Annotated in this window: 12 protein-coding genes; 6 read left to right on the forward strand and 6 right to left on the reverse strand. The window is 74.1% G+C overall.

The window, feature by feature from the left end; all coding sequences use genetic code 11:
- The 5 genes from ACFWU6_RS10195 to ACFWU6_RS10215 form a co-directional block, all read left to right on the forward strand.
- On the forward strand, positions 1–670 hold a 670-nt coding region (locus tag ACFWU6_RS10195; protein WP_383980207.1), incomplete at its 5' end, for a response regulator.
- Between the two features lie 656 nt (positions 671–1326).
- On the forward strand, positions 1327–2361 hold the full coding sequence (gene argC / locus ACFWU6_RS10200; protein WP_383980211.1) for an N-acetyl-gamma-glutamyl-phosphate reductase: 1035 nt from the start codon (positions 1327–1329) through the stop codon (positions 2359–2361).
- Entirely contained in the window at positions 2358–3509 is a 1152-nt protein-coding gene (argJ, locus tag ACFWU6_RS10205; RefSeq protein WP_383980216.1) for a bifunctional glutamate N-acetyltransferase/amino-acid acetyltransferase ArgJ, read from the forward strand. The genes argC and argJ overlap by 4 nt, the downstream gene beginning before the upstream one ends.
- A gap of 71 nt (positions 3510–3580) precedes the next feature.
- Positions 3581–4471: an acetylglutamate kinase gene (argB, locus tag ACFWU6_RS10210; RefSeq protein WP_383980348.1), complete on the forward strand. Its 891-nt coding sequence runs from the start codon at positions 3581–3583 to the stop codon at positions 4469–4471.
- A complete protein-coding gene (locus ACFWU6_RS10215) occupies positions 4468–5688 on the forward strand; it encodes an acetylornithine transaminase (protein WP_383980222.1) in 1221 nt (406 codons plus the stop codon). The genes argB and ACFWU6_RS10215 overlap by 4 nt, the downstream gene beginning before the upstream one ends.
- A gap of 78 nt (positions 5689–5766) precedes the next feature.
- Here the strand turns inward: ACFWU6_RS10215 and ACFWU6_RS10220 are convergent, their stop codons facing one another.
- From ACFWU6_RS10220 to ACFWU6_RS10245, 6 genes are all read right to left on the reverse strand, one after another.
- Entirely contained in the window at positions 5767–6291 is a 525-nt protein-coding gene (locus ACFWU6_RS10220) for a GNAT family N-acetyltransferase (RefSeq protein ID WP_383802287.1), read from the reverse strand.
- A gap of 219 nt (positions 6292–6510) precedes the next feature.
- On the reverse strand, positions 6511–6741 hold the full coding sequence (locus ACFWU6_RS10225; protein WP_383802290.1) for a hypothetical protein: 231 nt from the start codon (positions 6739–6741) through the stop codon (positions 6511–6513).
- Positions 6738–8318: an amidohydrolase gene (locus ACFWU6_RS10230; RefSeq protein ID WP_383802293.1), complete on the reverse strand. Its 1581-nt coding sequence runs from the start codon at positions 8316–8318 to the stop codon at positions 6738–6740. Before ACFWU6_RS10230 ends, ACFWU6_RS10225 begins: the two co-directional genes overlap by 4 nt.
- 12 nt (positions 8319–8330) lie before the next feature.
- On the reverse strand, positions 8331–9215 hold the full coding sequence (locus ACFWU6_RS10235) for an ABC transporter ATP-binding protein (RefSeq protein ID WP_383980233.1): 885 nt from the start codon (positions 9213–9215) through the stop codon (positions 8331–8333).
- Complete coding sequence (locus ACFWU6_RS10240) at positions 9212–10348, reverse strand: FecCD family ABC transporter permease (protein WP_383980236.1); 1137 nt, start codon at positions 10346–10348, stop codon at positions 9212–9214. The genes ACFWU6_RS10235 and ACFWU6_RS10240 overlap by 4 nt, the downstream gene beginning before the upstream one ends.
- Positions 10345–11406: a FecCD family ABC transporter permease gene (locus ACFWU6_RS10245; protein WP_383980350.1), complete on the reverse strand. Its 1062-nt coding sequence runs from the start codon at positions 11404–11406 to the stop codon at positions 10345–10347. The genes ACFWU6_RS10240 and ACFWU6_RS10245 overlap by 4 nt, the downstream gene beginning before the upstream one ends.
- A 247-nt stretch (positions 11407–11653) precedes the next feature.
- Here ACFWU6_RS10245 and ACFWU6_RS10250 point away from each other — a divergent pair, with 247 nt between their 5' ends.
- Positions 11654–13351, forward strand: a complete 1698-nt coding sequence (locus ACFWU6_RS10250; RefSeq protein WP_383980241.1) for an ABC transporter ATP-binding protein — start codon at positions 11654–11656, stop codon at positions 13349–13351.
- Positions 13352–13389: the final 38 nt, after the last annotated feature.

Consider the following 13389-nt stretch of genomic DNA (forward strand, 5'->3'; position numbering starts at 1 on the left):
CGACGGGACCGGTCCCGCCGTCACGCTTCTGATCGCGGACGACGACGAGGTCACCCGCAGCGGTCTGCGCATGCTGCTCTCCGCGCAGCCGGGGATCACGGTGGTCGGCGAGGCCGCCGACGGCGTCGAGGCGGTCGAACGGGCGCGGGGCCTGCGGCCGGACGTGGTCCTGATGGACGTCCGGATGCCGCGGCTCAACGGGATCGAGGCCACCCGCCAACTGCTGGCCGACGCGCCCGACCCCCCGAAGGTCGTGGTGATCACCACCTTCGAGAACGACGGCTACGTCACCGCCGCGCTCAGCGCGGGCGCCAGCGGCTTCGTCCTCAAGCGCCTCCCGGTCCGCCGGATCGCCGAGGCGGTCCGGGTGGTGGCGGCCGGTGAGGCCGTGCTCTTCCCGGCCGCGCTGGGCCGCATGGTCTCCCCCCGCCCGCTGTGCTCCGCAGAGGCCCTGCCGCGGGCCGCCCTGACCGGGCGGGAGGAGGAGGTGCTGCGCCTGATGGCCACCGGGCTGTCCAATCCGGAGATCGCGGAGTCCCTCACGGTGAGCCTGGAGACGGTCAAGACCCACGTCGGGAACGTGCTGACCAAGCTCGGCGCGCAGAACCGGACCCACGCGGTCGTGATCGCGTACGAGTCCGGCCTGGTGGTCCCGGGCTTCGTCGGCTGACCGGCTGACCGACTGACCATCTGCCAGATGACCGACTCCCCTGACCGGCCGCCGCCCGCCGCCGCCCCGCCCACCCGTGCCGGGCTTCGTCCGGTACGCGGGCCGGTCGCTCGGCCGTGCCGTCGTCCCCGGGGTCCCCGCCGAACTCCGCTCGGCCGGGAGGCGCGGAGGCCCTCCCCGCGGCGGACGCGGCGCGGCTCCGGGAGTTCGCCCGCCGGGCGGCGGGCGGACGGCAGGAGTTCCGCGCACGATCGAGGGGCGTTAAGTTAGGTTAGGCTAAGCTAAAGCCCGACCGAGGGCCGGTAGCGGCGTGCGCCGAGGGAGGGGACCGTCCGTGAGCCTGCGGCTCGTAGACCCCGCCACCGTACCCGGCAGTTCCACGATCCCACCGCCGCGCGGCCCGACGGCCCGCACTGCGACCAGGGCGCCGACGCGCACCCCGCATCCCGCATCCGCCGAGCGCTGAGCGCTGAGCGCTGTGCACCGAACGCGCCGGACAGCTTCGCCCAGGACCTCAGGCGGCCGTTCGCGACGCCCGCGCGGCGGGGCAGCGGGGCAGCGGGGCAGCGGGGCAGCGCAACGCACATGACCATCCATCAGGAACCGTGGCCGGAGACGGGCCCGGCACCGAGCAGGCACGAAGAGGGACGAGGAACATGACGGTACGGGTCGCGGTGGCCGGAGCCAGCGGGTACGCCGGAGGGGAGATCCTGCGCCTGCTGTCGGCACACCCCGGCGTGGAGATCGGCGCGGTGACCGCGCACAGCCGCGCGGGACGGCCGCTGGGCGAGGTGCAGCCGCATCTGGCCACCCTCGCCGACCGGGTCCTCGTGGAGACCTCGGCCGAGTCGCTGCGCGGACACGACGTGGTGTTCCTGGCCCTCCCGCACGGCGAGTCGGCCGCGCTCGCCGCGCAGTTGGAGTCCGGGAGCCTGATCGTGGACTGCGGCGCGGACTTCCGCCTGCGCGACCCCGGGGAATGGCGGCGGTTCTACGGATCGGACCACGCCGGCACCTGGCCGTACGGCCTGCCCGAACTGCCGCGGGCACGGCAGGAACTGGCGGGTGCGACCCGGATCGCGGTGCCGGGCTGCTTCCCCACCGCGGTGACCCTGGCGCTGTACCCGGCCTTCGCCGCGGGCCTGGTGGAGCCGGAGGCGGTGATCGTGGCGGCGAGCGGGGTCTCGGGTGCGGGCCGCGCGGCCAAGCCGCACCTGATCGGCTCCGAGGTGATGGGCTCGATGAGCCCGTACGGCGTCGGAGGCGGCCACCGGCACACGCCTGAGCTGACCCAGAACCTGTCCCGGCTGGCGGGCGAGCACGTGCGCGTCTCGTTCACACCGACGCTCGCCCCGATGCCCCGAGGCATCCTCGCCACCTGCTCGGCGCCCCTGCGGGCGGGGGCCGCGGCCGGCGCGCCCGAGGTGCGGGCCGCGTACGAGGACGCGTACTCCGGCGAGCCATTCGTCCGGCTGCTGCCGGACGGCCGGTGGCCGCAGACCGCCGCTGTGCTCGGGTCCAACGGTGTGCACGTGCAGGTGGCGGTGGACGAGTACGCCGGCCGCCTGATCGCCGTCAGCGCGATCGACAACCTCACGAAGGGCACCGCGGGTGGCGCGGTGCAGAGCATGAACGTCGCCCTGGGCCTGCCGGAAGGGCTGGGCCTGCCCACGAATGGAGTCGCTCCGTGACCGTGACCGCTGCACAGGGATTCCTCGCGAGCGGTGTGGCCGCCGGGATCAAGCAGTCGGGTGAGGCCGACCTCGCCCTGGTGGTGAACCGCGGCCCGTCGCGCGCGGCCGCCGGCGTGTTCACTTCGAACCGGGTCCAGGCCGCGCCCGTCCGCTGGTCGCGGGAGGTACTGGCGGACGGCCGGGTGTGCGCCGTCGTCCTCAACTCCGGTGGTGCCAACGCCTGTACCGGGCCTTCGGGGGCCGAGGACACCCGGGTGACGGCCGAGCACACGGCGCGGGCCGTGGGCGCGGACGCCGGCGAGATCGCGGTCTGCTCCACCGGGCTGATCGGCGTCCCGCTGCCCATGGACCGGATCACGGCGGGCATCGGCGCCGCCGCCGCGCACCTGTCGCCCGACGGGGGCGAGGACGCGGCCGTGGCGATCAAGACGACGGACTCCGTCCACAAGACCGCGGTGGTGTACGGACCCGGCTGGACGGTGGGCGGCATGGCCAAGGGCGCGGGCATGCTCGCGCCCGGACTGGCCACGATGCTCGTGGTCCTCACCACGGACGCCGACGTCGACGCGGCGGCGCTCGACCGCGCACTGCGGGACGCGGTCCGCACCACCTTCGACCGGGTGGACTCGGACGGCTGCATGTCCACCAACGACACCGTGCTGCTGCTCGCCTCGGGAGCTTCCGGGGTGACCCCCGACGGGGACGGTTTCGCCGGGGCGGTGCGAGCCGTATGCCTGGACCTGGCACGGCAGTTGGTCGCCGACGCGGAGGGCGCCTCGAAGGAGATCGAGGTGGCGGTCGTCGGCGCGGCCTCGGAGGCGGACGCGGTCGAGGTGGCCCGGTCCGTCGCGCGGAACAACCTGCTCAAGTGCGCCCTCCACGGAGAGGACCCGAACTGGGGCCGGGTGCTCTCGGCGATCGGCACGACGTCCGCGGTCTTCGACCCGGACCGCCTCGACGTGGCCATCAACGGCGTCTGGGTGTGCCGGGACGGCGCGGCAGGCGAGCCCCGCGACAAGGTCGACATGTCGGCGCGCGAGATCACCGTCACGATCGACCTGCGCGCCGGTGACGAGTCCGCGGTGGTGTGGACCAACGACCTGACCGCCGAGTACGTGCACGAGAACAGCGCTTACAGCTCGTGAGCGGGAGGGGCAGGCAGATGAAGCCACCGGTGGCCGCGCAGACGGACGCGGACGCGCACGCGGAGACGGACATGGAGACGGACGTGGACGCCCTCGCGGACGGTGCCGCCTTCGACGCGGCCGGGCTGGAGCAGCTCCAGGGCCGCATCGTCGTGATCAAGTTCGGCGGCCACGCCATGGTGGACGAGGACCTCAAGCGGACGTTCGCCCGGGACGTCGTGGACCTCTGGCACGCGGGCCTGCAACCGGTCGTCGTGCACGGCGGCGGTCCGCAGATCAGCGCCATGCTCGACCTCCTCGACCTGGAGGTCCGCTTCGAGTCCGGCCTGCGGGTGACCACTCCGGAGGTCATGGACGTGGTCCGGATGGTGCTGACGGGCCGGGTCCAGCGGGAGCTGGTGGGCCTGATCAACGCTCACGGGCCCTTCGCGGTGGGGATGTCGGGCGAGGACGCGCACACCATGACCGCCGTGCGGCGCGCGGCGTGGGTGGACGGCGAACCGGTGGACATCGGGCTCGTCGGCGACATCGTCGACGTGAACACCGACACGATCCGGGCCCTGTTGGAACAGGGCCGCATCCCGGTCGTCTCCCCGGTGGCCCGCGGGACGGGCGGCGAGGTCTACAACATCAACGCCGACCTCGCGGCGGCGGCGCTGGCCGCGGCCCTCGACGCGGAGAAGCTGGTGATGCTGACCGACGTCGAGGGGCTGTACGCGAACTGGCCGCACAGCACCGAGGTGATCGAGTGGCTGACGGCCGAGGAGGTGGAGAAGCTGCTGCCGGAGCTGGCCAGCGGGATGCTCCCCAAGATGGAGGGCTGCCTGCGCGCCGTCCGGGCGGGCGTGCGCAGCGCACACGTACTGGACGGCCGCGTCCCGCACTCCGTCCTGCGCGGGGTCGTGTCGGGCGGCGTCTCCGGGACCACCGTGGTCCCGGACCTGGAGGAGGGAACGGCATGACGGGCTTCGTCGACGACCGGCCGACCGGCGGCCCCTCCGTCGCGGACGGCGACCGTGCGGCGCTGGCGGACCGCTGGCGCGCGGTGATGATGGACACCTACGGCACCCCGCCGCTCGCCCTGGTCCGCGGCGAGGGGAGCACCGTGTGGGACGAGGCGGGGCGGCCCTACGCCGACTTCACCGGCGGCATCGCGGTGAACACGCTGGGCCACGCCCATCCCGCCGTGGTGTCGGCGGTGACCCGCCAGGTGTCGCGGCTGGGGCACGTCTCGAACCTCTACGTGTCGGAGCCCGCGGTGGCGCTCGCGGAGCAGCTCGTGCGGCTGCTGGGCAGGCCCGGCCGGGTGTTCTTCTCCAACTCCGGCGCGGAGGCGGTCGAGGCCGCGTTCAAGATCACCCGGCGGACCGGGCGGAGCCGGCTGGTCGCGGCTCGGGGCGGCTTCCACGGCCGCACCATGGGGGCGCTCGCCCTGACCGGACAGCCCGCCAAGCGCGACCCCTTCCTACCGCTGCCCGGCGAGGTGTCGCACGTGCCGTTCGGCGACGCGCAGGCCCTGCGCGCCGCGGTCACACCGGAGACGGCGGCCGTGTTCGTCGAGCCGGTCCAGGGCGAGGCGGGCGTGATCGTGCCGCCCGAGGGGTACCTGCGGGCGGCACGCGAGATCACCCGGGCCACCGGGACGCTGCTGGTGCTGGACGAGGTGCAGACGGGGATCGGCCGCACCGGGCACTGGTTCGCCCACCAGGCGGTGGACGGCGCCGACCCCGATGTGGTGGTGCTGGCCAAGGGGCTGGGCGGCGGCCTGCCCATCGGGGCCACGATCGCCTTCGGCGCGGCAGCCGACCTGCTGGCGCCGGGGCAGCACGGCTCGACCTTCGGCGGCAACCCGGTGGCCTGCGCGGCCGGGCTCGCGGTCCTGGAGACCATCGCATCCGAGGACCTGCTCGCCCACGTCAGACGGCAGGGCGAGCGGCTCCGGCGCGGCATCCGGGCGCTGGGACACCCCCGGGTGGGGGAAGTGCGGGGTGCGGGGCTGCTGGTGGGCATCGGGCTCACCGAACCGGTCGCGCCCCGCGTGCAGCGGGCGGCGCAGGAGGCGGGTTTCCTGGTCAACGCCGCCGGTCCGGCGACGGTGCGGCTCGCTCCGGCGCTGACGGTCCCCGGCGTACAGGTGGACGCGCTCCTCGCGGCCCTGCCGGGCCTGCTCGACGCCTGAGGCGGTGGCGGCGGCGGCGGTGGCGGTGGCGGCGGCGGTGGCGGCCGGCGCCCGCGGGCCCGGCCACCGCCGCCCCGGTCAGAGCGCGCGGGCGAGGACGTGCGAATTGCGCTGCGGCGAGAGCGAGTTCGCCCAGGACGACGGAGCCAGGCCCGCACGGGCCGGAGCGAAACCGTGGCGGAGGAACAGGGCGCCGCTGCCCGTGGTCGCGGTGAACAGGGCGCCCAGCGACCGCGCGTGCGCCCGATCCAGCGCGGCGCTCAGGAGCATCGCCCCGATCCCGCGGCCCTGACTGCGGGGCGCGACGCAGAAGTTGTACAGGACGCCCGCGGGCCCGTGGCCGCGTACCGGGTCGGCGGGGTGGGCCCGCAGGCCCAGGGCCCCCTGGAGGGTTCCGTCGGGGGCGTCGACCACGAGGAAGTCGGTCGCGTCCGAGGCGTAGAGGGACAGGGAGCGTGCCCGCAGCGCCCCGGACCGCACGAACGGCCGGGACAGGGCCGCAAGGGCGGCGGCGTCGCGGGGGCTCGCGGAGCGCACGGGGAACGCGGTGGGCACGGGGGCGTCGGCGGACCGGGTGGCGGTTCGCGGTGTGAGCGTGATCAAGGGTTCCCTTTCCATACGGCCCCGGCGTGCGCGGAAGACGGCACGGGGGCACTGCGCCACCCGGAACCGCACAACTAAGGTTAGCCTTACTTAAGCAGCAGGCAAAACCACGGCCGCTGCCTCCCGGCGCCCGGTCCGGTGCTCGACGGGTCCGACCAACCCCGCCGTGCGGAAACAGGGTTGACGGCTCTACGGAGGAGGGGGCGCGCCGGAGCCACCCTAGGAGCACGGCCGGCCGGGGTAGTCGCGGCTCTCCGGCACCCCCGCCTCGCGCATCCTGCGCAGGACCTCGGCGAGGGCGGCCCCGTCGTCGATGTGGACGGGGCAGTTGATCTCGCGGTCGAAGACCATGGCCTCTTCGGCCAGGTCCCAGATGACCCAGCGCGACGGGTACCCGGATTCCTGCCAGAGGTACGCGTACGGCTCGGCCGTGGCAGATCCGGTGCTCACAGCGACGTCGACTCCTCTGTCCTGCGACCGTCCACGAAGGTGGCCGCCACCTGGATGCCGCCGATGCGCGCGGGGTCGACGCGCCGCGGGTCGTCGCCCAGCACCACCAGGTCGGCGCGCTTGCCCGCGGTGAGGGTGCCGGCCGCGCCGTCCCAGTGGCAGGCGTACGCCCCGGCGACGGTGTACGCGTGCAGCGCCTCGTCCACCGTGATGCCCTCGTCGGGGCCGATGAGCCGGCCCGACGACGAGGCGCGCTCGACCATGAACTGGACGGCGCGCAGCGGCGAGCCGTCCGTGACGGGCCGGTCGGAGCTGCCCACCAGGGTGATGCCGTGGTCCAGGAAGCCCCTGCCCCGGTACAGCCACGGCGCCCGCTGCTCCCCCATGACGGCCGCGTAGTCGTCGCCGAAGGAGTACAGGAAGTTCGGCTGGACCACCGCGCTGACGCCCAGCCGTGCGAAGCGCGGGAGCTGGTCGGGCCGGATCAGGCCCGCGTGTTCGACGCGGTGCCGGGCATCCGGGCGCGGCCGCAGGCGCTGTGCCTGCTCGATGGCCGCCAGGGCGACGTCGGCGGCGCGGTCGCCGATGGCGTGGACGGCGAGCTGCCATCCGGCGAGGTGGCCGTCGACGATGGTCTCCGCGAGGCGCTCCGGGTCGTCCTGGAGCTGCCCGGTGTGTGCGGTGCCCTCGTACGGGCTGGTGAGCGCGGCGGTACGGGCCATCATGCCGCCGTCGGTGTAGATCTTGAGCGCTCCCAGCGAGAGCCAGTCGTCGCCGAAGCCGGTGCGCATGCCGAGGTCGAGGGCGCGCGGGATGCGGTCGGAGGTCTGCGGCGAGACGGGCCGCAGCGTGTCGGAGGCCGCCATCAGCTGCACGCGCAGGGGCAGGCGGCCCTGGTCGCGCAGGAGTTGGTAGGCGCCGAGCTCGACGGGGCTGTGCCCCAGGAGCCCTCCCCCGATGCCCGCCTCGGCACAGCCGGTGACCCCCTCGGCGAGGCAGGTCCGGGCGGCCCGCTCGACGGCGTCCGCGAGCTCCGCCTGCGAGTACGGCGGCCGCAGCGCCCGGGCGGCGCTCATGGCTCCTTCCGCGAGGAAGCCGTTCTCGTGCGGGACGTGGGCGGGGAGCCGGTCCAGCACGGCCGTGTTGACCACGCAGGCGTGTCCGGAGTCGTGCATCAGGAACACCTGGTGTCCGCGGCTGACCCGGTCGATCTCGGCGGCGGTGAGGTGGCGCCCCAGTGCGCGCTGGTCGTAGCCGGCGATGTCCACCCAGGCGCCGGGCGTGCGCTGCCGGGAGGCGGCTTCCGCCACGACGGCCAGTACGTCCTCGACCCGTGTGCAGGGTGCGACGCTCGGGGTGGCCGCCTTCAGTCCCGTCCAGGCGAGGTGGACGTGGCTGTCGATGAACCCCGGTAGCACGGTGGCTCCCTGGAGGTCGATCACCTCATGTGCGGGGAGCATGGCCACCGCGTCGTCCAGGCCCACGATCCGGCCGTGCCAGATGCCCAGGTCGTGGGCGACGGGATGGTCCGGGTCCATCGTCAGGATGTTCGCGTTGGTCAGCCTGGTGCAGAGCATGGCGGTCCGTCCCTAGAGGATCTTCTCGGCCACGGGCGCGGGCACGGCCACGGGCACGGCCACGGCCCCGGCCGGGGCCGCGGCGCCGGGGCGCTTGCGGGCCGCGGGCACCATCAGGGGCGTACCGGTCTCCGGGTCGGCGATGATCCGGCAGGACAGGCCGAACACGTCCTCGATGAGCTCGGCGGTCATGACGGTCGCGGGATCGCCCTCGGCGGCGATCGTGCCGCCCGGCTTCATCACCACGAGGTGGGTGGCGTAGCGGCAGGCCTGGTTGAGGTCGTGCAGGACGGCGACGATCGTGTGCCCCTTGCGCTCGTGCAGATCGGCGCACAGGTCGAGCACCTCGACCTGGTGGGCGATGTCGAGGTAGGTGGTCGGTTCGTCCAGCAGCAGGATCGACGTCTGCTGTGCCAGCACCATGGACAGCCAGACGCGCTGCCGCTGGCCGCCGGAGAGGTCGTCGACGGGCCGGTCGGCGAGTTCGAGGACGCCGGTCTGGCGCATGGCCTCGGCGACCGCGGCCTCGTCCTCGGCGGACCACTGCCTCAGCAGCTTCTGGTGCGGGTAGCGGCCGCGCGCCACCAGGTCGCCCACGGTGATGCCGCCCGGTGCGGTCGAGGACTGCGGGAGCAGTCCGAGCCGTCGGGCGACCTCGCGGGACCGGTAGGAGGCGATCGCCGCTCCGTCGAGGTAGACCTCGCCCGCCCGGGGCTTGATCATCCGTGCCAGTGCCTTGAGCAGCGTGGACTTGCCGCAGGCGTTGGGGCCGATGATCACCGTGAAGGAGTGGTCGGGGATGACCACGCCCAGGGAGGTGGCCACGGTCCGCTGGTCGTAGGTCAGCGTCAGGTCCTCGGCCCTCAGGCGGGCCGTCGGGGGGATCGTTGCAGTCATGCGCGGCTCTTTCGTGACTCCGTGACCAGCAGCCAGATGAGGTACAACCCGCCGACGGTGCCGGTCGCCGTGCCCACCGGCAGGAGGGCGGGGGAGAAGATGCGCTGGACGGCGAGGTCGCTGCCGGCCAGGAGGACGGCGCCCAGGGCCGCGGCCGGCACGAGGGCGGGGCCGGACGACCGGGTGAGCTTCCGGGCGATCTGGGGGGCCGCGAGCGCGACGAACCAGATGGGCCCGGTCACCGCGGTGGCGAACGCGGCCAGCGCGACACTGATGACGAGCAGGGCCGTCCGGCTGGCGCGCACGTTGACGCCCAGCGCGGTGGCCGTCTGGTCGCCCATCTCCACCATGGAGAGCCTGCGGGCGAACAGCAGGGCGAGCGGGAGCAGTACGGCGACGGCGATGCCGATCGCTGTGGCGTGCTGCCAGCCGCGGTTGCCCAGGCTGCCGATGAGCCACGCCTGTGCCTCCAGCGCCTCCTGCCAGCTCGCCCGGGTGATGAGGTACGAGTTGCAGGCGAGCAGCAGCGAGCTGACGCCGATGCCGATGACCACGAGCCGGAAGCCCTGGACTCCGCCGCCCGCGACGAGCAGGTAGATCGCGGCGGCCGTGAGCAGTCCGCCGATCAGCGCCCCGATGGCGATCTGGGTCATGCTGCCGTGCAGCACGACGATGACCACGAGCGCTCCGGTCGCCGAACCGTTGGTGAAGCCGATGATGTCGGGGCTGCCGAGCGGGTTGGCCGTCAGGCTCTGCAGGACGGCCCCGCTGACCGCGAGGGCGGCTCCGACACACAGCGCCGTGACCAGGCGCGGCATGCGCAGGGTGTTGACGACGAAGTCGGCCGCTCCCCCTTCGCTGCCGAAGAGCGCTCCGAGCACCTCGCCGACGGACAGGTCGAAGTCCCCCGTGGTCAGGCTGACACCGATGACGGTGACCAGGAGGAGGAGCAGGATCGCGGTCACGGCCACCGTGCGGCCCTGCACCCGCAGGGAGATCCGGCCGCCCGGGGTGCGCAGGACCGAGCCGCTCACGATGCGGGGCGCGGGGCGGGGCCCGTCGGTGGCAGCGACGGCGTCGGCGGTCCGGGAGGCGTGGACGGTGGAGGTTTCACCCTCGGGCGGGGCCTTCACAGCATGACCAGCTTTCGGCGGCGGCACAGCGCGATGAACAGCGGTGCGCCGAGGAACGCGGTGACGATGCCGACCTGGATCTCGCCCGGCGCGCCGAGCACCCGGCCCAGCACGTCCGACCCGATCAGCAGCACGGGGGCGATCAGCATCGAGTACGCCAGCACCCAGCGCTGGTCGGGGCCGACCACGAAGCGGGCCACGTGCGGAACGGCCAGGCCCACGAAGCCGATCGGCCCCGCGGCGGCGGTCGCGGCGCCGCAGAGCAGCATCACCGCGAGGGCGCCCAGCGCACGGGTCCGGCCGACGTTCACCCCCAGGGCCCGCCCCACGTCGTCGCCCATGCCGAGCGCGTTGAGCGACGGGGCGAGCCCGAGCGCCACCAGCAGGCCCGCGGCGACGAAGGGCAGGATCACGTACAGGAGGTCGAGGTCGCGGCCCGCGAGGGCGCCCACCGTCCAGAACCTGAACTGGTTGAAGGCCCGCGGGTTGAGGAACAGCACCGCCGTGTTGAAGGCGGTCAGCACCGCCGTGACGGCGGCTCCGGCGACGATCAGGCGGTCGGGTGTGGCCAGCGAGCGGCCGGACGAGCCCAGCAGGTAGACCAGCACCGAGGCAATCGCGGCGCCGAGGAACGCGAACCACACGTAGCCCAGGACCGCGCCCACGCCGAGGAAGGCGATTGCGACGACCACGCCGGTCGACGCGCCGAGGCTCACGCCGAGCAGGCCCGGATCGGCGAGGGGGTTGCGGGTCAGCGCCTGCATGAGCGCTCCGGAGAGGCCCAGCGCGACGCCCACGGTGAGTCCGAGGAGGGTGCGGGGGATCCGGTACTCGTGGATGATGACCGAGGCCTGCGACCCGTCAGGACGCCACAGCACGCTCCACGTCGAGCCGAACGGGATGCCCCTGGTGCCCACCCATACGCTGAGCAGCGCGACCAGGACCAGTGCGGCGAGCCCGACGAGCAGGCCGGCCGCGCGGACCGCCGTCACGGACCGGGGAGTCGGCGGCACGGGCGGGGCGTCCGCCCGGTCCGCGGGTACCGCCTGGGCTTCGATCAACGCCAACGACTCCCCCTGGCGGCGGTTCACCGACGCTGTTGGATATGTGATGTGCGGACAACAGAACGCAACTTAGGCGAGCCTAAGCGAACCTGCCCCGCAAGGTCAACGCGCGGGCACATGCCGCCAATAGGGCACACACGTCCGCAAACAGGTCCGGACCTGCCCGGAGGCCTGCGCGAGCCCCTGCTTAGACTAGCCTTACCTAACCATCAGACCATCAGACCATCTCGCGGAGGCACGCATGCTCGACGGAGGACCCACGGGGAGCCATGTCCTCCGGAAGGCGGTAGGAGGCCAGCGCCGCCGTATCGCGGTGGCGTCGTGCCTCGGCATGGCGCACCAGGGCTGCGAGGCCCTGGTGCCCGTGGTGATCGGCGCCGTCATCGACCAGGCGGTGGCGACGGGCTCCTCAGGTGCCCTGCTCCGCTGGCTGCTCGTCCTCGCCGCCCTCTTCCTCGTCCTGTCCACGTGCTACCGGATCGCCGCCAGGATCACCGACGGGTCGGCCGAACACGCCGCCCACGGCCTGCGCCTGACGCTGGCCGCGAAGGTGCTCGACCCGCGCGGCGGCGCCGACAGGGGCCGGCTGCCCGGGGCGCTGACCGCCATCGCCACCGGTGACGCGACCCGGGTCGGCGCGACCGCGGCAGCGGTGACGTACGCGATCTCCGCCACCGCCGGCCTCGTCATCAGCGCGGTGGCGCTGCTGCGCATGTCGGTGCCGCTCGGCCTGCTGATCCTGCTCGGGGTCCCGCCCCTGCTGTGGCTCGGCCATCTGATCAGCCGCCCCCTGGAGGAACGGAGCGAGGTCGAACAGGAGCGCGCGGCGCACGCCTCGGGCGTCGCCGCCGACCTGGTCGCGGGGCTGCGGGTGCTCAAGGGGATCGGGGCCGAGGAGGCCGCGGTGGCGCGCTACCGGCGTACGAGTCGGGACTCGCTGGCCGCGGCGCTGCGCGCCGCCCGCAGCCGGGCCTGGCACGACGGCGCGATCCTCGCCCTGACCGGGATCTTCATCGCGGTCATCGGACTGGTCGGCGCGCACCTGGCGATGCGCGGCTCGATCAGCGTCGGCGAACTCGTCGCGGCCGTCGGACTCGCCCAGTACCTGCTGGGGCCCTTCCAGCTCCTCACCTACGTCAACGGCGAACTCGCCCAGGGCCGGGCCTCGGCGGACCGCATCGCCGAGGTGCTCGCGTCGCCGCCCGCCGTCCCGGCCGGGACCGCCGCGCCCGCCCACCCCGTCGCCGGACGGGTGCGGCTGCGCGGCGTCACCTACGGGGCGCTGCGCGGGATGGACCTCGACGCCGCGCCCGGGAGCCTGATCGGCATCGTCGCCAAGGACCCTGCCGCCGCCAACGACCTGCTGCTGTGCCTGGGCCGCGAATCGGACCCCGACGAAGGGGTGATCGAGCTCGACGGAGTGCCGCTGACCGAGCTGGACCCCGACGACCTGCGCCGGGCGGTCCTGGTCGCCCACCACGACGCCGACCTGTTCGAAGGCAGCCTGCTGGACAACGTCCGGGCCGCAATGGCGGACGGCGGCGGGGACACCGGGCCGGCGCTCGCCGCTTCGACGGCGGACGACGTCGCACGGGCCCTGCCGGAGGGCGGGGACACGGTGCTCACCGAGCGCGGGCGGTCCCTGTCCGGCGGACAGCGCCAGCGCGTCGCGCTGGCACGGGCCCTGGCCGCCGACCCCGCGGTCCTGGTGGTCCACGATCCGACCACCGCCGTCGACACGGTCACCGAGTCGCACATCGCCGCCCGGCTGCGGCGGCTCCGCCGCGACCGCACCACCCTCCTGGTCACCACGAGCCCCGCCCTGCTCGCCGGCACCGACCGGGTGGTGGTGCTCGACGGCGGCTCGGTCTCAGCGGAGGGCCGCCACCAGGACCTGGTCTCCGCCGACGCGGCCTACCGCGCCGTGGTGCTGGCATGACGGACCCGAACGGACACCGGACCGCGGACCGTACGGGC

Origin of the sequence: Streptomyces sp. NPDC058674, from assembly GCF_042716505.1 — a bacterium.
GTDB lineage: Bacteria > Actinomycetota > Actinomycetes > Streptomycetales > Streptomycetaceae > Streptomyces.